The following is a 20,341-nucleotide window of genomic DNA, read 5'->3' on the forward strand; positions in this document are numbered from 1 at the left end:
CGGCCGACGGTATTCCGTCGATCAGGTCACCGCTGCCGCGTCTTGACTCCGCCGTCACCGACGGTGCTGTCGGCGATGGTCCACTGGCTCGACGGCAGGTACTGGCCGTCCACCAGCCAGCCGGGCTCGAGCGTCAGGGTCAACGTCTGGGTCCGGCTCTTGTCCGCGCCCGCGCCGATTTCGACGACATGCCAGCCGATCTTTCCTTCGACGTCCTTGTGCACCTCGACCTCGAGCGTCAGCTCGATCGGGCTGAGGGTGAATCGCAGTTGCTCATTGCGGCCCCGCTCGATCGCCCCCTGCAACTCGGCGCGCAACGCCTCGATGGCGTCGGCCAGTCCGATACTGTGGCTCATTCCGCAGTAATAGCAGAGTCGACATGGTGACACACCGAAACCCGATGCACCGTAGGGTTTTCAGGGGGATTCACCGACCTCGGTGCTGTGCTGTTCCGGGTTGTGCTCACCGTGATGCTGACCGGTACCGCGGTGATATCCCATTACAGGGCCGCCCCGGCGCGCGCCGATGGCGGGCACCGCACGGGGACACGCCCGGCAGGTGGTAGGAAAGGTTACGTGTCCGCAACTGGCGAAGATTCGAGCAGCAAGTCCCGTGCGGTGTCGGAGGTCGTGGATCTGGTCAGCGCGCTGATCCGGTTCGATACCTCCAATACCGGCGAGTTGGCCACCACCAAGGGGGAGCGCGAGTGCGCGCAGTGGGTGGCCGATCAACTGCATCAGGCGGGGTACACCACCGAGTACGTGGAGTCCGGTGCGCCCGGGCGCGGGAATGTGTTCGCGCGGCTGAAGGGCGCCGATTCGAGCCGTGGCGCGCTGATGATGCACGGGCACCTGGATGTGGTGCCCGCCCAGGCCGCGGACTGGAGCGTGCATCCGTTCTCCGGTGCCGTCCGTGACGGGTACGTGTGGGGCCGCGGCGCGATCGATATGAAGGATATGGTCGGGATGATGCTGGCGGTGGCCCGCCAGTTCAAGATCGAGGGCACGGTGCCGCCGCGCGATATCGTGTTCGCCTTCCTCGCCGACGAGGAGAACGGCGGCAAGTGGGGTTCACAGTGGCTGGTGGACAACCGGCCGGACCTGTTCGAGGGGATCACCGAGGCGGTGGGCGAGGTCGGCGGCTTCTCGCTGACCGTGCCGCGCCCGGACGGCACCGAGCGCAGGTTGTATCTGGTGGAGACCGCCGAGAAGGGGCTGGGCTGGATGCGCTTGCGCGCCAAGGCCCGTGCCGGTCACGGCTCGTTCCTGCACGAGGACAACGCGGTCACCATCTTGGCCGCGGCGGTCGCCCGGCTCGGCAAACACACCTTCCCGCTGGTGATTTCGGATTCGGTGGCCGAATTCCTCGCCGCCGTGGCCGAGGAGACCGGCCTGGAGTTCGATCCGTCGAGCCCGGATATCGAGGGCCAGCTGGCCAAACTCGGCACCATTGCCCGCATCATCGGTGCGACACTGCGCGATACCGCCAATCCGACGATGCTCTCGGCCGGGTACAAGGCCAACGTGATTCCGCAGACGGCCGAGGCGGTGGTGGACTGCCGCGTGGTGCCCGGCCGTCAGGCGGCGTTCGAGCGTGAGGTGGACGAGCTGATCGGCCCCGACGTCGAGCGCGAGTGGATCACCAAACTCGATTCGTACGAAACGACTTTCGACGGCCACCTGGTGGACGCGATGAACGACGCGATCCTGGCCTATGATCCGCAGGGGCGCACCGTCCCGTACATGCTCTCCGGTGGTACGGACGCGAAAGCGTTCGCGCGCTTGGGTATTCGCTGCTTCGGGTTCGCGCCGTTGCAGCTGCCGCCCGAGCTGGACTTCAGCGCGCTGTTCCACGGGGTGGATGAACGAGTCCCGGTGTCGGCGCTCGAATTCGGCACCCAGGTGCTGGAACACTTTTTGTTGCACAGCTGACGCGAATACGAAAGGACTTCCGTGCCCGACTACTCATACAACCCGTACGCGGCGCTGCCCGAGCTGCCGAGTTTCACCCTGACCTCCGCGGACGTCACCGATGGTCAGCCGTTCGGCAACGACCAGGTGAGCGGCGTCTTCGGCGCGGGTGGCAAGGATGTCTCCCCGCAGCTGTCCTGGTCCGGATTTCCGGCCGAGACAAAGAGTTTCGTCGTCACCGTGTACGACCCGGACGCCCCGACCGCGTCGGGTTTCTGGCACTGGGCCGTCGCCGATATCCCGGTGGACACCACAGCGCTGACCTCGGGCGCCGCCGAATCGCTGCCCGCCGGTGCGATCACCCTGCGCAACGACGGTGGGTTCGCCGGATTCGTCGGCGCCGCACCGCCCGCCGGTCACGGTCCGCACCGCTACTTCATCGTGGTGCATGCCGTCGATGTCGACACGCTCGGCATCGACGGGAACGCGACCCCGGCCTACCTCGGCTTCAACCTGTTCACCCACGCCATCGCCCGCGCGACCATCGTGGCCACCTACGAGCAGAAGTAGCCGCGTACGACCGTGGCCCCGGGCGAAATGCCCGGGGCCACGGTCGTTTCCGAATGACCTACTTGACGTTGACGATGCCCTCCGGCGCCTCCTTGGCGTAGAGCGCTTCGATCTCGCTCGCGTACTTGTTCGCGATCGGCGTGCGCTTGAGCGACATCTTCGGGGTCAGCTCGTCACCGCCCGGCTCCCAGATGGCGCCGATGATGGTGAAGCGCTTGATCTGTTCCACCCGTGACAGTTTCGCGTTACCGGTCTGGATGGCCGCGAGCACCTCGTCGACGATCTCCGTGCGTTTGGCGAGGGTGGCGATGTCGGCGTCGGTGATGCCGAGGTCCTTGGCGCGCAGCGCGGCGATATCCGGATCGAGGGTGATCAGCGCGGTGATGTACGCCTTGGCGTCGCCGAGCGCGACCACCTGGGCGACCAGTGAGGAGCCCGCCTTCGCCGCGTTCTCGATATTGGTGGGGGCGATGTTCTTGCCCGCCTCGTTGATGATCATCTCCTTCTTGCGGTCGATGATCCGCAGGTATCCGTCGGAGTCGAAGGCGCCGACGTCGCCGGTGTGGAACCAGCCGTCGGAATCGATGTCCTGGGCGGTCTTCTCGGGCATATTGCGGTAGCCGCGGGTGACGATCGGCCCGCGCACCAGCAGTTCGCCGTCGGCGTCGAGCCGCAGTTCGATCCCGTCGACGGTGCGGCCGACCGAGCCGGGGCGCGGCTTGTCGCGTTCGGTGTAGGTGCCGACACCGGTGGTCTCGGACATGCCCCACACCTCGGAGACGGTGAAACCGAGACCGATGAGGTACTCCAGGATTTCGACGGGGGCGGGCGCGGCGCCGGAGGCGGCCACCCACAGCTTGTCCAGACCCATCGTGTGGCGCAGCTTCGACAGGACCAGCGCCTCGGCCAGCTTGTGCTGCACGGCGAGCAGGGGACTGCGTCCGGTGCCGGCGAGATCGGCTCGGGCCGCGGCGATTCCGGTGTCGATCGCCCACGTGGCCAGTGCCTTCTTCACCCCGCTCGGCTCGACGGCGAGCTTGGCCTCGATGCCTGCCTTGATCTTCTGCCAGACGCGCGGCACACCGAAGAAGATGGTCGGGCGCGCATCCGGCAGCGCCGCGGCGATCTCGCGCGGATCGGCGACGGTGGTGATGGTGATGCCGGTGAACAGGTTGATGGCGTGCCCGGAGATCCGGTCGGCCACGTGCGCGGCGGGCAGGTAGGACACGGTGCGGTCGTCGAAGCCGACCGGCAGCGGGCCGTTGACCAGCGCGATGATCTGGGCGACCACATTGCGGTGGGTGATCTCGACACCCTTGGACGGTCCGGTGGTGCCCGAGGTGTAGATCAGTGTGGCCAGGTCATCGGCCTGCACGGCCTGCCAGGAGGCGTCGAAATCGAAGTCGGGCAACGGATTCGCCTCGACCTCGGCCAGGGTGACGGCGCCCTCCGCGGTGCCGTCGACGATGACGGTGTGCTCCACCGCCACGCCGGCGGCGCGGATCACGTCGAGGAACATCTGCTCGGTGATCACCACTTTGTTGCCCGCATCGGTGAACAGGTGGTTGATCTGCTCGGGGGAGCTGGTGTTGTAGACCGAGAACGGGGTGGCGCCCAGGTGCAGCGCCGCGGTGTCGATCAGGTTGAACTCGGGGCGGTTGGTGAGCATGATGCCCACGGTGTCGCCGCGGCCGACGCCGAGTGCGGCCAGACCCGCCGCGATGACCTTCACCCGCTCGCCGTACTCCTGCCAGGTGATGTCCTGCGTGCCGCCCGCCTTGCGCAGGCCGACCTGGTTCGGACGCTGCTTGATGGTCTCCTGGAACGCCGCTGGCACGGTGTAGACCGTCTTACCGGACTCGTGCGCATAACCGATTTCTGTTGTCATATCCCTGTTCCCGAATAGCTGACGTGACCCGAACCTAGGTGTGCGGACGCGGCATCACCACCTGCTCCGATGATAGAAATTGGTGCAGCCTCTCTCATCATCTCACAGGGAAGTCCGGCACCGAGTGGCGCGGCTCACTCACCGTAGCAAGCCGCGCCCGATAGTGATGGGTATTACCGGCCAGGTAATCGGCAGCGGAGGTCGCGATCCTGCCCGTTTCGGCCGTGCCCCCGGGCTAACCTGGTACTCGACGAGCAAGGGGGCGGGTCGATCGATGACTGCGCGGGCCGACAGCGCCGTGAAGGAAGCGGCCGTCGTGCTGGTGCACGGGCTGTTCTCCTCGGCGCAGACCTGGGGTGACATCGTCGCCAGGATCGGTGAGGATCCCGAGCTGCGTACTCGCTGCAATGTCTTCACGATGGAGTACGACAGTCCGAAGGCGCGGCTGAGCCCGCTGCGCGAGATCCCGGACTACGACACGGTCGCCGACTTCATGCGCACCTATCTCGACACCCAGGTGGCCGCCCATCAGAAGGTGGTGCTGATCAGCCACAGCCAGGGCGGCCTGATCGTGCAGCGCTACCTCGCGCGGATGATCCAGAAAGGCCATGGGCTGCAACTGCATCGGATCAAGGCGGTGGTCATGCTGGCCTGCCCGAACTCCGGCTCGGAGATCGCGATCCTGTTGCGCCGCTTCGCGAAGTTCTGGCAGCACCCGCAGGAGGAGGAACTGCGGCCGATCAACCGGAAGGTCAACGACACCCAGCAGATCGTGCTCGAGCACATCCGCTTCGCCCGCGGGCTCGACGCCCAGAACTGCCACATCGACATGCATCTGTATGCGGGGATGAGCGACAACATCGTCAAGCCCGCTTCGGCGTCCGGCATGTTCCCCGAGGTGAAAGCGCTACCGGGGGACCATTTTTCGATACTCGAGGCAGGTACGGCCGATGCGCTGGTGTTCCGTGCGCTGCGCGGTCATCTGCTCGCGGTGCTCGAACTGCGCAGTGAGATCACCGACCGGCCCGTCGTGCGGCACAACGTGACCGCGCTGCCGACCGTGGTGATCGATCGGCAGTCGGAACTGCGCCGCACACTGGAGGGCCTCGCCTCGCCGCATCTGATCGTGTCGATTTCCGGGCTGGGCGGGATCGGGAAATCGACGCTGGCGAAGGTGGTCGCGCGCACTTTCCTGGAGGCGCAAGGCACTTCGGGTGCACCGCGTTTCAGCGCCGTGGTGTGGTGCGATATGACGACCGAGCCCGCGTCGCTCGACGCATTGATCGATGCCATCGCCGATGTGACGAACCATCGCTATCTACGCACCCTGCCGATGCCGGGCAAGGCGGATCAGGCTGTCGCGCTGGTGAACCGGGAGAGCTGCCTGATCATCATCGACGACTTCGCGCCGCCGGTCGATCCCGCGGATCGGGACTATCGCGACATCCGCGCCTTTCTGCTGCGGATCGACCCCGCGAGAACCAAAGTGCTCGTCACCTCGCGTGTCCCGCATCTGCCCGACGCCTGGCTGGTCGACATCGGCGGACTCGACGACAGCGCGCGGGCCGAACTGGCGGGCGCGGAGGGGCGGAGGCTGGGCATCTCGGCCATCATCGCCGGCGACGACGACCTGCTGCGCGAATATCTGGACGCGACGAGTGGGAATCCGCTGGCGATCCAGCTGACCGCCGCGCAAATGCGCTACGGCGGAGACGATTTGCGCTCATCGATCAACCGGCTGCGCAACGCGGCCGACAGCGACATCTTCGGTCCGATCTTCGATCGCTCCTGGAACGAGCTGCTCGCCTCGCACGAGCTGGCCCGCACGATCATCATGGCCATCGCGCTGCATCCGGCGAACGCCTCCAACGAGGCGATCGCCGCGGTGCTCGGGCTACGCGTCGAGGAGCTGTCCCGGCAGATCCCCACGCTGGTAAGGACTTTCCTGGTCGACATCGAGGAGCCGGGGGAGCGGCCGCGACTACGGTTGCATCCACTGACGCGCGCCTATGTGCTGCGCAAGCTGCTGGATCAGCCCGAGCACCGGACGCGGATCGAGGAACGGCTGATCGACTATTACCGCGTGTACGCCACCAAACATTCCGACATCTATACCGACACGCGACGGGTCGGCTTGCTGGAAGCGGAACGGGACAACATTCTCCGTTTCGCGGCCACGGCGTTCGATCGAGCCGGCGTCAGCGGCGCGCGCCCGCACTGCCTCGACGTCATCGAGTTCGCCGAGTCCATGGTCGGGTTTCTGTCCGGCCGCGGCTATTGGCTCGATCAAATTCGATTGTGCCGCAATGCCGCCGACGCGGCCGAGGTGGCGGGCGAGCCGCTGGTGCGGGCGCGCCAGTTCGCCTTCATCGGCAGGGTGCAGGTCTCGCTCGGCAGAATGGCCGAGGCCGGAGAGTATCTCGAGCACAGCGCGGCGGCGTTGCCGGATGAGGTCACCGACGAGGACTGCCGGGAAACCTTACGGCTGGAAGGCCATATCGCCTCGCGCCGAGGTGAATTGGCGGTCGCGCGGTCGCTGTTCCAGCGCATTCTGGACAGCGCGCCACTCACCGCCGACAACGAGGGCCGACCGGCCACTCTCGTCGAACTCGGCGTCTGCGCGATGCGGGAGGGCGAATTCGGTGTCGCGCGAGCACGATTCGACGAAGCGCGGCGACTCGATGTGCAACTCGGCGCCACCGAGGGAGTGGCTGTTTCGCTCAGCCACCTCGGCGACGCGTACTTCGAAACCGGCGAGAACGAGCAAGCCAGACTGCTGTTCGAGCAGGGACTGGAGTTCGCGGACGAGGTGCACCGGCCGTCGAGTCTCGGGCGGTGCCATCTGGGCTTGGCCAAGATCAGTGTGCTCGACCGCCGATACGCTCAGGGGATGCGGCACGCGCAAGCCGCGGGGGAGGCGTTCGCCCGGCTCGGCGTTCCCGACATGATGGCCGATATCGATCTCATCATCGACAACCTGTCCAGCCTCGCGGGCGGCGACGAACGGCCGTGCCTGGCCGGGCTCTTGTCGCGATGCCGGGCGGTAATCCTCGATCTCGACGACACTCTCGTAGCGACCGCGAAATCACGCTGGCCGGTACTGCGGGAGACGGCGGCGTACTTCGGAGTCGAATTGGCGGTGGAGACCATTCGATCGGCGTGGGGGCAGCCATTCGACGTGCTGCTCGACACGATCGTCCCCACGCTCGACCACGAGGAGTTCGTCACCGCCTACCACCGCAAATTGGAAGTGGTGCACGCCGTCGCCACCACCGGCGCGGTTCAGTTGGTGAAAGCGCTACACCGTAGGGGACTACCTCGGCTCATCGTCGGGTCCGGTAAGCGCAGCCTGATCCGCAACGATCTGAAACAGGTCGGCCTCGATGAATTCTTCGCTCCCGGCGACATATTCGGCTATGAGCAGACCAGGGCGCACAAACCGGATCCGCGGGTGCTGCGGGAGCCGCTGCGCAAACTCGCCGAGCGAGGCATCGACCGATCCGAACTGGTGTCGGTCGGCGACAGCGTTCGGGACCTCGAGGTCGCGACGGGCAATGGCGTGCCGTTCATCGCGGTATCGACGGGATTGGAAGGCCGCGCGGACTTCGTGAACGCCGGCCTTTCCGAACGACTCATCGTCAACGATCTATCCCAGCTGCGGTTGTGGCTCTGACCGGGCCTACATCAGATCCGGGGCCCACGGCACGCGGTCGGTGGGGATCCAGTGCTGGCGCCGCCGCCGCTTGGCTTCCAGATAGCGCCGTGCGGTTTCGTTGCGGACCTCGGTCGGCAGTGGCAGCACGGTCGCCTCGATGCCCTCCTCCCACAACGCTTTCGCCTTCAGGGGGTTGTTGGTGAGCAGGCGCACCTTGCTGAGCCCGAGCTCGGCGATGCTCTTGGCCGCCAATTTGTATCCGCGAGAGTCGGGTTCGTAGCCGAGCGCCTCATAGCTGGCGAATGTATCGATGCCGCACCGCTGGCTGTGGCCCATCCCGCGCGCCTTGGCGATCAGACCCGCGCCGCGACCCTCTTGTTCGAGGTAGACCAGGACGCCCCTACCCTCGGCCTGGATCTGGTCCATCGCCTTTTCCAGCTCCGGCCCGCAGTCGCAGTCTTCGACACCCAGCGCGTCGCCGTACAGGCACCGGGAATGGATCCGCACCAAACAGTCCTGCTCGACCTCACCGAATACCAGTAGCTGCCCGACATCGGGGTCGTCGCGGAGTTCGCGCACCTGCACCCGCAGTTCTTTGCCCTTGCGAATGATGTGATGCTCGGTGTCGGCGAGACTCCACTCAGGAGCTGTCACAACTTCCTCTTCCCTAGTATCGGTTCGGCGGAAAAGACCTGGTCAGGACCATAGAGTCAGTTCTCGCGGGCACCCGATGAGGAACATGATTCGCCGCGGATCCGACACGATCCGAGGGAACTGTAATCCAGGTCCGCCGCCATCGCATGACAATTGACTGCGCCGCGAAGGTGTGGCTACCTGCGGCGCGGCAATTGTCATCCCCTGTCCGTAGGGGGCTACGGCTGCGCGCCCGGTCTGGTTCATTGCTTGTCACCATTGCTACTGGTGAGTTTGGCGATCCGATCGATGGCGGCTTTGTCCGGCATCGCGCCCGGTACGCCGCCGAAGGATTGGGTGGCGGCCATGGCGGCAGTCGCCCATTCGAAGTCCGTGTGATCGGGGGTTCGGCTGCGGGTGACCAGCCGATAGGCCAGCGCGGCGACAAATGCCGCCTGGGTGCCCGGCGAATCGTCGAGCACCACCGACGGCGAGCGCGGGATGTCCTGGGTGAGCCGGTCGGAGCGGACGCTGCAGGTGAATCCCTCGATGGCGCAGATGGTGGTGACATTGAGCGCGAGCAGCTGCGGCACGACGTCGTGGTCGAACTCTTCCTCGGTGACCGAGGGTTTCGCCACCGAGAAGGGGCGAAGCAGTCCGGCCAGCTCGACCCGGGTGCCGATCATGAAGTCGATGATGTCCAGATGCGGGATCAGGCGCTGCGGCCAGCTCAGCGGCGGCGCGGGCTGCACCAGCAGCAGCGGGCGCTGCGGCAACTCACGAATCATGTTGAGGGACTGCTCGATCACTTCCAAGGGTTGCTCGAAGGTGAGCATGACGACGTCGGCCTCGGTGAGCGCCTTCTTCACCTCGGGGGCGGCCAGATCGTCGGGTGTCAAGCGCACCTGTTCGTCGTCGCGGCCGATCATGCTGGTGCCGCCGCTTTTCGTGATGATGACACCGGCGACCGGTGTCGGCGCGCGCATGACCTTCAGCAGCTGGGACGCGACGCGCTCCCTGCGCAGGGTCGCGCGGATGCGGCTGCCCGCCTCGTCGTTGCCGATCGCGGTGAGCAGGCTGACCTCGAGGCCGAGGCGCGCGGCGGCGACGGCGCGATTGAGCGCCTTGCCGCCGATGTGCTCCTGGAAGCGGCCGCGGACCGCGAGGCCCTCGGACGGCATGCGGTCGGTGCGCCATATGTGATCGATCACGGCGTCGCCGACGACGAGGACCCGCGCCCGCTCGGGCCGCGAATCCATTTCCAGCACAATCGGTTCGGTCGCCTCACTGCCGCCGTACACCTCGTCCTCGCCCGGCACGCGCCCGGTGACGATGAGGTCGGCCAGCGCGGCGAAGGCGCGGCGCTCCCGGCTGCCGCGCAATGTCCGGACGGTCAACGCGGGCGGATCCGGCCGGGAGCTGAGGGGTTCGTGCAGCTGCGGCCAGCGTTTGGTGAGGTATTCGCGCCGCTCACCGAGGTCGGCCGCGTAGAAGCTGTCGAGATCGACACCGTCGAGTGGGGTTGCGCGCAGCAGTTCGAGCGACAGCGCCGCGTCGACGATCAATCGGTCCGAGGACGCGAGCAGTACCGCCAGCTCCCGCAGCATCGGCAGGACCGCCTCCTCGGGCGGTACGTCGTGCCGGTCGGCGTACTCGCGGACGCTCGGTAGCTCCAGCAGCGGCGCGACGTCGATCTCGGTGGTACGCAAGCGATCTGCGCTCAACCCTGAGCGCTTGCACAGTCGGGTCAGGATATTGCGGATGGCAACCGTTCCCGGGTCTTGCGGGGCCATGGCCGAACCCGCCCTCCGTCTGGTCGTCGTTGCTACTTTTGTGTCTAGCCCAACAATAATCCGCATTTGGCAGGTTTAGTGGGGGAACTGACGGGCAATTCCCGAAACTGTAATGGCATTTGCCCTTCCCCTACCCGAATGACAAATGCCACACTAGGTTTGGCGATCTCATCGCCCCACCAGACGACGCGGAGGGCCTGGTGATGAGAGTGATCCTGCTCCGGAGGATGCGGTGGCGCAGGCTACGGCAGCGAGCCGAGCTCGATACCGAGACGGTGCCGAACACTGCGGCACGCCGCGAGTGAATCGCGGTCGAACCTAACACATTTCGAACCACTCTTGTCGTCGCCCGCTCCATTTCCATGGCAGCGACATCCACCAGGCACAGCCATGGCACCGGCTGGGCTCTCGGCGGCGACCCGGCAGGTCCACCGCGAGAGGAGCCCGGCCATGACCCTCATCGTCACCGACGAATCCATGTCGAGCGATCGCACCCGAGAGCGCGCCGACCGGCTCACCGATCAGTTCGCTGCCGCGTGGCGGCTCAGCTGGTTGCCAGAGCGGCTGCTCACCGAGCAGCAAGCGAGGGCGGGCCTCGAGCTCGCCGAAATCATCCACAGCACACCGAATCTCGACCAGGACGAGGTGGCGCTGGCCCGAGCGAGCCGCTGTGCGGGCCAGCTCCACCTGGTCGTGGAACAGGCAAGAATCGCGCTCGAATACCGGAGGTCGCTATGACTCTCTATTTCACCGACTGGGCGATCACCAGCGACGTCACCCCGGAGTGGGCGTCGCGCGTCGCCGAACACGGCACCCTGGTGTGGCGTTTGAGCTGGCTGAAGGATCGCCCGCTGACGCGCGAGCAGGCGACCGCTGGCATGCAGTTGGACGAACGGCTCAGCGATCCGGCGCAGGTGAACGATCGCAGGCACCTGGCCGAGATCGACGACTGCGCCGACCGGCTCGGGTTGATGCGCGAACAGGCGATCATCCTGCTGGCCAAGCGAATCGCGGCGCGGCTGGAGGACGATGCGCAGGGCGAGGAACAGGCGGCGGACCGAGCCTTCGACTCGCTGCGGATGGCCAAGCGCATCATCGAGCCGCCGTACGCACACCAGTAGCCATCCGGATGAGCCGGGCCGGGCGCGAACCGAGGGGGGGCGCCCGGCCCGGCTTTCGCCGTGTTCGGGGGGTGTTGCTCAGGCGTTGGCGGCGTGCTCGGCGCCGATCGCGTCGGTGATGCTGCGATATCCGTTGGCGCGCAGCCGATCCGCGAGGCCGCGATGGATCCGGCGGGTCCAGAAGGGGCCGCCGTAGATGAAGCCGGTGAAACCCTGCAGCAGGGTGGCGCCCGCGAGGATGCGCTCCCAGGCCTGATCGGCGGTTTCGATGCCGCCCACCGAGATGAGCACCAGCCGGTCGCCGACGCGGCGGTACAGGCGGCGCAGCACCTCCAGCGAGCGATCGGCCACCGGCGGACCGGACAGCCCGCCCGCGCCCATGGCCGCCACCTCGGCGGCGTCGGTGCGCAGGCCGTCGCGGCGAATGGTGGTGTTGGTGGCCACGATTCCGGCCAGGCCGAGTTCGACGGCGAGGTCGGCGACCGCGTCGATATCGTCGTCGGACAGGTCGGGGGCGATCTTCACCAGCACCGGGACCTGCACGCTGTCGAGCACCGCCTGCAGCAGCGGCCGTAACGATTCCACCGCCTGCAGATCGCGTAACCCCGGGGTGTTGGGGGAGCTGACATTCACGACGACGAAGTCCGACAGCGGACCGAGCAGCGAGGCGCTGGTCGCGTAATCGCCTGCGGCGTCGGCCGGTTCGACGATCTTCGTCTTACCGATATTGGCGCCGATCGGCACGGCGCCGGTGCGGCGGCCGCGCAGCCGTTCGGCCGCGGCGGCCGCACCGTGGTTGTTGAAGCCCATCCGATTGATCAGCGCGCGGTCGGCGGGCAGCCGGAACAGGCGGGGGGCCGGATTGCCCGGCTGCGCCTGCGCGGTGACCGTCCCGATTTCGGCGAAGCCGAAACCCAGTGGCGCCCAGACATCCACACCGCCCGCGTCCTTGTCGAAACCGGCGGCCAGGCCCAGCGGTGCCGGGAACTCGACGCCGAACGCGGTGTTGCGCAGGATCGGCTCGTCGACGACGAGGACCTTGCGCATCACCCAGCGTGCGGGCGCCACCCGGTCCGCCAGCTTCATCGCGGCGAAGGCGAGGTGATGGATGCGTTCCGGCGAGAGCAGGAACATCATTCGGAGGAGCAGTGCGTACATTCGGCTCACATCCCCGTTTCTTGCTGGGGCAGCGCCGAATTGGACGGGGAGAGCGCGGTTTTTCGGCGACGCAGGAGCACGCGGCGGCTGCCGTCGGTGTAGGCGCGCACCCGCGACAGTTCCCAGCCGCCGAATTCGGCCTGGATCGCCAGCCGCATCGATGCGGTCACCCGCGTTACCTCCGGGGGTAGTCGTAGCGGCACGTATTCATAGTCGTCGCTGGTGGTTTCCCAACTCTTCGGTAGCACCGAGCGCGGGTTCCGGGTCTTCTGCGCCGCCATCATTGCCCTTTCTTCCGCTGTTCCGCACGGATCCGTTGCAGGCCGTCACCGGTCGCGGATCCGACGAAAAGGTCTCCGGTGCGCTGATCGATGGTCACCGAATCGGGTTGGCGGACGGTTGGATAGCGTCCGACTTCCTTCGGTATACCCGTCGACAGATCGAATCCGACGACCTCGTTGCTCTGCGTGCACGTCACCCACGCGGTCTCGGACCGCTCATCGTAGGCGAGCGCGTAAGGCGACGATCTTACCGGGAACCGCTGACGCAGGACGAGCGGTCCTGCCGTGTAGACCAGCAGTTCCTCGCCCGCGGTGTCGGTGACGAGCACCCGGCCGAAGTGGTCGCCGATCATCGATGTGGCGCCCTCGCCCGCGCGCAGCGACAGCCCGAGCCGGTCCTTCGACGTGTCGAGCTGAGTGATCGAGGTCTGGCGGCGGTCGAGGACGACCACCCGATCCTCGGCGCGCACCAGCGCGTCGGCCGAGGCGAGCCCGGAGATGGTCGCGACGACCCTGCCCTCGGGCGAGAGCGTGCGGATCTTGCCGTCCGCGGTGCCGACCAGCAGCGAGCCGTCGTCGCGGGCCAGCGCCGACCTGGCGTCGCCGTCGACGGGGACCTCGGTGATCGCGCCGGTGGCGACGGCGATGCGGAGCACCCGCTGGGGTGCGGGGACGAGCAGCTCGCCCGGCTTGCCCTGGCCGAGTCCCGCCGCGCGGGCGGGCAGCGTGATCGTGCGCGGCTCGGCCGCATCGGCGAAGGTGGCGGGATCGAGGAGGGTCAGCGTGGTGCCGGCCGGGTCGAGCGCGGCCAGCTGTCCGGTGCTCGCCTCGGTGACCAGCGCGGCGATCTGCTTGCCCGGCCGGACATCGCCCGCGGGGCGCGCGCCCTCGGCGGGCGCGGTGGCCGCGGTGGCCGGTGGCCGGGTCTCCAGGTTCTGGCTATCGGACTTGGTAGAGCAGCCGGTGAGCAGCACCAGCGTCACCACGCCCACGAGCGCTGAGGGGACCCCGCGAGGGCGCATCCACCGAACTCCTCACTACCGACGAAACAACCGCAACTCCTCCATCTGACCATGATGGCCCAGAACCGGTCCCGACCGGGGTCGCGGCGAGGGTTCAATGTCAGTGATCGGGGTTACCTTTGAGTTGAATCAGTGTCCAATTCAGGGAGATCCGGTTGAAAGCCGACCATCCATCGGGGTTTGCCATCGATGACATAACCGTTGGTCCCTTTGCGCACGGGTTCGGCACCGCCGCCGACGGCAGGCCGTTCACGTTCCGCACGGTCCGCGCCACCCTGGTGCTCGAGCTCTACCGCGCCGACCTCGACACCGAGGTGCCCGGCCCGGAAGACATCGTCGCGATCGCGCAGGCGCCGGTCACCGATATCGACCTCGACGACGAGCGCAGCGTCGCGGCGCTGGTGCGCGATATGGTGCCCGACGCGGTGCCGGTCACGGCCGCCGCGGACCGTGACATGACCGCCGTGCGCGCCCTGCTCGGCCGGATCAGCGCGGTCATCGATGGTATGTAGCGGCACGGATGGTATGTAGTAACGCGATGATTGACATACGACTCGCCCGAACCGCGCTGACAACCGCCGCCGTGCTGGCCGTGGCCTCGGCGGCGGCGTGCAGCACGGGCCCGGACGAGGCGGCCGTCGACGCGGCGCGCTCGTCGGCCAATGCCTCGCTGTCGTCCTCGGCCGCCGCGGTGACCAGCGCCGCGCGCAGACCGCTGCCGACCGCCGCCGAACTGGACAATCAGATCAAGCGCGCGCTCGATCCGAACCTGCCCGACAGTGAACGCACCGCGCTGATCGAGGACGGTGAGGCGTTCAAGGACGCCATCCCGGACATGTACAAAGCGCTGCAGGACAATCCGCGCGCCATCTACGGCGTCACCGACCCGGTCTTCGACAACCACGACGGCACCCTCACCGCCACCATGCGCCTGGACAAGGACGGCAGCGGCGCCGCGGTGCGCACCACGATCGTGCACTTCGTATTCCTGGACGGCCGCTGGAAGATCTCGCGCACCGACCTGTGCGGCATCCTGCGCTCCGCCGACTACCGCACCGCCGCCTGCGGCTAGCCGGATCGATGCGCGAGTCCGGTTCGCTGCGGTGGGGACGGTTCATCCACCGCAACCGCTACCTCATCCTGGGCGCCTTCGTGCTGGCCGTGCTCGCCTCCGGGTGGTACGGGCGGGATCTGGCGGGACGCTACACGCAGGAGGGCTGGTTCGACGAGAGCAGCGAATCGGTCGCCGCGTCGAAGCTGGCCGACGCCACCTTCGGCCGGGACACCGACAGCGACATCATCGTGCTCTACACCGCGCCCGAGGGCGCGACCGTCGACGATCCGCCGGTCCGCGCCGCGGTCACCGGTGCGTTGCATCAGCTGCTCGCCGAACATCCGGACCGGATACTCAAGGTCGACAGCTATTGGGACAGTCCGTTCGCGGGCAACGCCGCCGATGCCTCCAAACGGCACGCGTTCGCCAGCGTCGGGTTGAAAGGCGGTGGCGGCACCGCGACGGTGGAGAACTACCTGGCGGTCAAGAATGCGTTCGGCGCGGGTAAGCCGGGTGGGGGACCAGGCGGTACCACCGTCCAGCTGGCCGGGCTGCAGCCCATCGTCGAGGGCATCAATACCGGTATGCAGCAAGACATTCACCGGGCGGAGCTGATCGCGCTGCCGATCGTGGCCGTCCTGCTGTACTTCGTGTTCGGCGGGGTGGTCGGCGCGCTGCTGCCGGTGATCATCGGCGGGATGACGGTGCTCGGCACCCAGGGCATGATGCGGATGCTCACCGGGTTCATCGAGGTGAACGTATTCGCCAGTGCCGTGGTCACTTTGGTGAGTCTCGGGCTCGCCATCGACTACGGGTTGTTCACCGTGACCAGATTCCGGGAGGAGCTGGCCTCCGGCCGCAGCGTGGAGGAGGCGACCGCGCGCACCGTCGCGACGGCGGGCCGGACCGTGCTGTTCTCGGCGGGCATCATCGCGATCAGCTTGGGCGCGTTGTTCATCTACCCCAACGGTGTGCTGCGTTCGGTGCCCTACGGCGGTATCAGCGCGGTGCTACTGGCGGCCTTGCTGTCGGTGACCGCGTTGCCCGCGGCGCTGAGCATCGTCGGGCGGCGCATCGACTTCCTCGGCTGGAAACGGTTCTCCCGCACCAAGACCGAGGCCCAGATCGACATGGGATTCTTCTCCCGGCTCGCGCAGTGGGCGATGCGGCGGCCGTGGGCGGTGGTGGTGCCGATCGTGCTCGCGTTGCTCGCGCTCAGCATTCCGTTCCGGCACATCGAATTCGGCGGGATCAGCGAACGGTATCTGGCGCGGGAGAATCCGGCCAGGGTGGCGCAGGAGGACTTCGACCGGCTGTTCCCGAGCTTCCGCACCGAACCGCTGAAACTCGTTGTGGTGGGCGCCGATCCGCAGCAGCTCAGCGATATCCGCTTCCTGGCCAACCAGATTCCCGGACTCACCGGGCGCTTCGAACCCGCCGCGCCGACCAAGGACGGCCTCAATGTGCTCGCCGCCGGATTGGCCGACAAACGCGACGCGGATTCGGTGATCGGCGCGCTGCGCGCCATCCCGGAACCACCGGGCGTCGACATCATGGTCGCCGGAGTGCCCGCGCTGGAACGCGACAGCATCAACGGGCTACTCGATGGCCTGCCGCTGCTGGCCGCGATCCTGGCCTGCACCGCGCTGGCGCTGATGTATGCCGCGTTCCGCTCGATCGTGCTGGCGCTCAAGGCCGTACTGATGAGCGCGCTGAGCCTCGCCTCCACCCTCGGCATCCTCACCTGGATCTTCGTCGAGGGGCACGGCGCCGAACTGTTCCACTTCACGCCGGGGCCACTGATGTTCGCGGTGCTCGCCCTGATCGTCACCGTCGTGTTCGGCCTATCCACCGACTACGAGGTGTTCCTGCTATCCCGTGTCTCGGAGGCGCGCGCCGACGGCGCCGACCCGCCCGAGGCCATCCGCTACGGCATCGCCCACACCGGCGGCGTGATCACCTCCGCCGCGGCCATTCTCATCGTCGTCACCGGCGCCTTCGGCTTTTCCGACCTCGTCTTGATGAAGTACATCGCCTACGGCATGATCGCCGCCCTGCTCATCGACGCCACCGTAATCCGCCTCCTGCTCACCCCCGCCGTCCTGAAACTGGTCTGGCGCTGAGGAATTCGTGTACCTGACGCGCAGTCCGACGTCGGCGCCCGCGGTGGTCAGCGGCGGATGGGCAGGACGAGTTGGGCGCCGGTGGCGGGGTGGTCGAGGACTTCCACGGGGTGTTGGTAGACGCGGGTGAGCAGTTCGGTGGTGAGGATTTTGCGGGGCGGGCCGTCGGCGGCGATGTGGCCGGATTCGAGGACGGCGATGCGGTCGGCGTAGGCGGCGGCGAGGCCGAGGTCGTGCAGGACGACCACGACGGCGGCGCCCGCGGTGGCGCGGGCGGCGGCGAGGGTGAGGACCGCCTCCTGGTGGCCCAGATCGAGTGCGGCGGTGGGTTCGTCGAGCAGCAGGGTGCCGGTGTGCTGGGCCAGGACGCGGGCGAGGGCGACGCGGGCGCGTTCGCCGCCGGACAGGGTCGGGAAGGACCGTGCGGCAAGATGTGCCACGTCGGCGGCGGCCAGTGCGGCGGCGATGTGCTCGTCGTCGTGTTCGCGCAGTTCGGTGCGTAGCCAGGGGGCGCGGCCCATGGCGACGACTTCTCGTGCGGTGAACGGGAATCCGACGGCGTGGCTCTGCGGCAGGACCGCGCGGCGGCGGGCCATGTCCAGGTGAGACCAGTGCGTGAGGGCCTGTCCCTCGAGTTCGACGACGCCCGCGCTCGGGGTGAGCTCACCGGCCAGCGCCGCGAGCAGCGTCGACTTGCCCGCGCCGTTCGGCCCGACCAGTGCGACGACTTCGCCTGCGACGACATCGAAGTCGATATCGGTGAGCACGCGGCGGGTGCCGCGCTCGACGCTCAGCCCGCGGGTGCGCATGGTGACGGTGCCGCGCGCCGGTGTGGCGGGCACATCGTGGGTGCGCGCGAAGACCGCGCCGAGCCGCTTCACGCCCAGCCTCCCGCGCGGGCGCGGGTGCGGCGCAGCAGCCAGAAGAAGAACGGGCCGCCGATCAGCGAGGTGAGCATGCCGAGGGGCAGATCGGCGTTGTGCACCAGCGAACGGGCGCACACGTCGGCGACAAGCAGCACCACCGCGCCGATGATGGCGCTCAACGGGATCAGCGTGCGATGCGCCGGGCCGATGAGCATGCGCACCAGGTGCGGCACGATCAGGCCGACGAACAGGATGATGCCGGTGAACGCGACACCGGCGGCGGTGAGCACGGCGACGACCAGGATCACGGTGCGGCGCAAGCGTTCCACGTCGACGCCGAGATGGCGGGCGGCGGATTCGCCGAGCGCGAGCAGGTCGAGCCGCGGCGCGATCAGCACCGCGGCGGCGATGCCGACCGCGGCCAGCACGGCCACCACCCCGACGGCGTTCCAGCTCGCGCCGTTCAGACTGCCCAACTGCCAGAACACGATCTGGTCGCGGGCGGCGGGGGAGGCGATGAACAACAGGAACGCGATCAGGCCACCGGCGAACGCGTTGATGGCGACACCGGTGAGCACCAGCGTCACCACCTCGGTGCGCCCGTTGGCGCGGGCGAGCAGATACACCAGCGCGGTCGTGACCAAGCCCGCCGCGAACGCCGCGGCCGCCACCGACCAGGTCGCGACGAACGCGCCACCGACCACGATCACCGTGCCCGCACCGACCGCCGCACCGGCCGACACACCGATAACACCGGGCTCGGCAAGCGGATTCGCGAACACACCCTGCAACAATGCACCCGCTGTCGCGAGCGCCGCGCCGACCAGCATGGCCAGCACCACCCGAGGGAAGCGCACCTCCCACAGCGTCACCTCACCGGCCGGATGCGCGGGCATCGGCCCCCAATCCAGCCCGATCCGATGCAGCACGCTGCCCGCCACCTCGGCGGGCGTGGTCGGCACCTGCCCGATCGCCGCGGACGCGAGCGCGAGCACGACCAGCGCGACAACCGCCACCGCGAACACGAGCGCGATACGCGAACGGCCGCGCGAGGCCAGCAGCGGCCCAGGATCGACAGGTTCGGCTGCCCGGTCCGCGGGCGACGACGAGCCGGTCCGTGCCGTAACGGATTCGGGATCGCTCATGCGGGCTTGGCGCCGTACACGGCCTGGCCCAGGGCCGCGATCACCCGGCCGGTGTTGGGGCCGAAGCTCAGCAGCACCGAGTCGGCCATGTCGACGACGCGTTTGTTGCGGCCGGCGGGAGTTTGCGCAATGCCGGGCACTTTGGCCAAACCGTCCGGTCCGCCGATGGATTGGAGCCCATCGGTCATGACGAGCAGCACGTCGGGGGCGGCGCTGATCATGCCTTCGCTGGTGATGGTGGTGAAGGGTTCCTGCAAACCGGCCGCGGTGCCCGCGTCTTTGGCGCCGAGCGCGGCGATCAGCGCGTCCGCGCCGGAACCGGGTCCGGCGATCATGGTGATCGCGGTGCTGCGCAGGTAGAGGAATGCGATCGACAGCGGCGGCTCGTGTCCGGGCATGGCGGCCTGCGCGGCGGCGATCTCGTCACGGGTGCGCTGCGCCAAGGCTTTTCCGCGCTCGGGGACGCCCAGCGCGTTGGCGACCGCCTCGATCTGCGGGCCGACGTTGTCCATGGTGCGCTGCGGGTCGAAGTAGACGGTGGTCACGCCGGTCGCGCGTAGCTGGTCGCGGATCTGCGGTGTCGCGGTGGTGGTATCGGTGAGGAAGACCGAAGGCCGGTGCGAGAGCAGGCCTTCCACGCTCAGGGTGCCGTTGCCCGCCGCGACGTTCGGCACATCCTTGACGGCGGGAAAGGCGGCGGCGGTGCTGCGGCCGACCAACTTCGGCCCGAGCCCGAGCGCGTACACGATCTGCGCGAGGGTGCCGTACCGGTCGACGGCGACGATGCGACCGGCATCGGTGACGGTGACGTCGGTGCCGTCGAAGGACCGCACGGTCGCGGGCAGCGTCGGCGTCGGCTCGGGGCCGATCGGCACCGGGTCGAGGTCGGTGAGCTTCGCGGTCGAATGCCCGCGCTGGTCGTCGTTCGCCGCGCCGCTACCGGTGCTGCACGCGGTCGCCGCGACGAGCAGGATCAGCGCCAGCAGCGCGAACAGGCCACGCGCGCCGCCGGACCGTATTCCGCCTCGCCGCCCGTTCCGCACCGAAGTCATACCGACACCACGCCTTCCCGAACGAAAGTTGCCACCGGTCGAACGATAGCGACCGGCCGAACCTCGGACT

The 20,341-nt window shown here is 67.9% G+C and carries 18 protein-coding genes; 8 read left to right on the forward strand and 10 right to left on the reverse strand.

The genetic code is table 11. The features are described 5' to 3' along the window. Positions 1-26: 26 nt before the first annotated feature. Positions 27-356 carry a trypco2 family protein gene (locus ACIG5A_RS05155; protein ID WP_397237885.1) on the reverse strand — a complete coding sequence of 110 codons (330 nt, stop codon included), beginning with the start codon at positions 354-356 and terminating at the stop codon, positions 27-29. A gap of 219 nt (positions 357-575) precedes the next feature. On the opposite strand from ACIG5A_RS05155, the gene ACIG5A_RS05160 reads away from it, so the two are divergent. Beyond that, a complete protein-coding gene (locus ACIG5A_RS05160) occupies positions 576-1,931 on the forward strand; it encodes a M20/M25/M40 family metallo-hydrolase (RefSeq protein ID WP_397237887.1) in 1,356 nt (451 codons plus the stop codon). A gap of 21 nt (positions 1,932-1,952) precedes the next feature. After that, entirely contained in the window at positions 1,953-2,480 is a 528-nt protein-coding gene (locus ACIG5A_RS05165; protein ID WP_397237889.1) for a YbhB/YbcL family Raf kinase inhibitor-like protein, read from the forward strand. A 58-nt stretch (positions 2,481-2,538) separates the two neighbouring features. Here the strand turns inward: ACIG5A_RS05165 and ACIG5A_RS05170 are convergent, their stop codons facing one another. Then, complete coding sequence (locus ACIG5A_RS05170; RefSeq protein WP_397237891.1) at positions 2,539-4,368, reverse strand: AMP-dependent synthetase/ligase; 1,830 nt, start codon at positions 4,366-4,368, stop codon at positions 2,539-2,541. Between the two features lie 274 nt (positions 4,369-4,642). Between ACIG5A_RS05170 and ACIG5A_RS05175 the strand changes: the two genes are divergently transcribed. After that, positions 4,643-8,041, forward strand: a complete 3,399-nt coding sequence (locus ACIG5A_RS05175) for an alpha/beta fold hydrolase (protein WP_397237893.1) — start codon at positions 4,643-4,645, stop codon at positions 8,039-8,041. 6 nt (positions 8,042-8,047) lie between these two features. Here ACIG5A_RS05175 and ACIG5A_RS05180 read toward each other — a convergent pair whose 3' ends face one another. Continuing rightward, a complete protein-coding gene (locus tag ACIG5A_RS05180) occupies positions 8,048-8,677 on the reverse strand; it encodes a GTP cyclohydrolase II (RefSeq protein ID WP_397237895.1) in 630 nt (209 codons plus the stop codon). Between the two features lie 242 nt (positions 8,678-8,919). After that, a complete protein-coding gene (locus ACIG5A_RS05185) occupies positions 8,920-10,365 on the reverse strand; it encodes a PfkB family carbohydrate kinase (RefSeq protein ID WP_397237897.1) in 1,446 nt (481 codons plus the stop codon). 534 nt (positions 10,366-10,899) lie between these two features. Between ACIG5A_RS05185 and ACIG5A_RS05190 the strand changes: the two genes are divergently transcribed. Both ACIG5A_RS05190 and ACIG5A_RS05195 read left to right on the forward strand, forming a co-directional pair. After that, positions 10,900-11,187 (forward strand): hypothetical protein, encoded by a 288-nt coding sequence (locus ACIG5A_RS05190; protein WP_397237899.1) that lies wholly within the window; start codon positions 10,900-10,902, stop codon positions 11,185-11,187. Then, entirely contained in the window at positions 11,184-11,570 is a 387-nt protein-coding gene (locus tag ACIG5A_RS05195; RefSeq protein ID WP_397237901.1) for a hypothetical protein, read from the forward strand. The genes ACIG5A_RS05190 and ACIG5A_RS05195 overlap by 4 nt, the downstream gene beginning before the upstream one ends. 78 nt (positions 11,571-11,648) lie before the next feature. On the opposite strand, the gene ACIG5A_RS05200 is transcribed toward ACIG5A_RS05195, so the two are convergent. The 3 genes from ACIG5A_RS05200 to ACIG5A_RS05210 are packed head-to-tail and all read right to left on the reverse strand — an operon-like array spanning position 11,649 to position 14,031. Next, on the reverse strand, positions 11,649-12,728 hold the full coding sequence (locus tag ACIG5A_RS05200) for a quinone-dependent dihydroorotate dehydrogenase (protein WP_397237903.1): 1,080 nt from the start codon (positions 12,726-12,728) through the stop codon (positions 11,649-11,651). Positions 12,729-12,733: 5 nt separating this feature from the next. Then, entirely contained in the window at positions 12,734-13,009 is a 276-nt protein-coding gene (locus ACIG5A_RS05205) for a DUF5703 family protein (RefSeq protein WP_397238818.1), read from the reverse strand. Then, the gene (locus ACIG5A_RS05210) at positions 13,009-14,031 is read right to left on the reverse strand and encodes a YncE family protein (RefSeq protein WP_397237905.1); all 1,023 of its coding nucleotides are present in this window, start codon (positions 14,029-14,031) and stop codon (positions 13,009-13,011) included. Before ACIG5A_RS05210 ends, ACIG5A_RS05205 begins: the two co-directional genes overlap by 1 nt. Positions 14,032-14,186: 155 nt before the next feature. Here ACIG5A_RS05210 and ACIG5A_RS05215 point away from each other — a divergent pair, with 155 nt between their 5' ends. The 3 genes from ACIG5A_RS05215 to ACIG5A_RS05225 are packed head-to-tail and all read left to right on the forward strand — an operon-like array spanning position 14,187 to position 17,208. Beyond that, a complete protein-coding gene (locus tag ACIG5A_RS05215; RefSeq protein ID WP_397237907.1) occupies positions 14,187-14,543 on the forward strand; it encodes a hypothetical protein in 357 nt (118 codons plus the stop codon). A gap of 26 nt (positions 14,544-14,569) precedes the next feature. Further along, positions 14,570-15,103 (forward strand): hypothetical protein, encoded by a 534-nt coding sequence (locus ACIG5A_RS05220; RefSeq protein ID WP_397237909.1) that lies wholly within the window; start codon positions 14,570-14,572, stop codon positions 15,101-15,103. 8 nt (positions 15,104-15,111) lie between these two features. Beyond that, on the forward strand, positions 15,112-17,208 hold the full coding sequence (locus ACIG5A_RS05225) for an MMPL family transporter (RefSeq protein WP_397237911.1): 2,097 nt from the start codon (positions 15,112-15,114) through the stop codon (positions 17,206-17,208). 47 nt (positions 17,209-17,255) lie between these two features. Here ACIG5A_RS05225 and ACIG5A_RS05230 read toward each other — a convergent pair whose 3' ends face one another. The 3 genes from ACIG5A_RS05230 to ACIG5A_RS05240 are packed head-to-tail and all read right to left on the reverse strand — an operon-like array spanning position 17,256 to position 20,271. Continuing rightward, positions 17,256-18,131, reverse strand: coding sequence for a heme ABC transporter ATP-binding protein (locus ACIG5A_RS05230; protein ID WP_397238820.1), 876 nt, complete (start codon positions 18,129-18,131; stop codon positions 17,256-17,258). Next, positions 18,086-19,219 carry a FecCD family ABC transporter permease gene (locus tag ACIG5A_RS05235; protein WP_397237913.1) on the reverse strand — a complete coding sequence of 378 codons (1,134 nt, stop codon included), beginning with the start codon at positions 19,217-19,219 and terminating at the stop codon, positions 18,086-18,088. The genes ACIG5A_RS05230 and ACIG5A_RS05235 overlap by 46 nt, the downstream gene beginning before the upstream one ends. Then, the gene (locus tag ACIG5A_RS05240) at positions 19,216-20,271 is read right to left on the reverse strand and encodes a hemin ABC transporter substrate-binding protein (RefSeq protein WP_397237915.1); all 1,056 of its coding nucleotides are present in this window, start codon (positions 20,269-20,271) and stop codon (positions 19,216-19,218) included. Before ACIG5A_RS05240 ends, ACIG5A_RS05235 begins: the two co-directional genes overlap by 4 nt. Positions 20,272-20,341 lie beyond the last annotated feature (70 nt).

It is taken from the genome of Nocardia sp. NPDC052566, from assembly GCF_044547285.1.
Lineage (GTDB): Bacteria > Actinomycetota > Actinomycetes > Mycobacteriales > Mycobacteriaceae > Nocardia.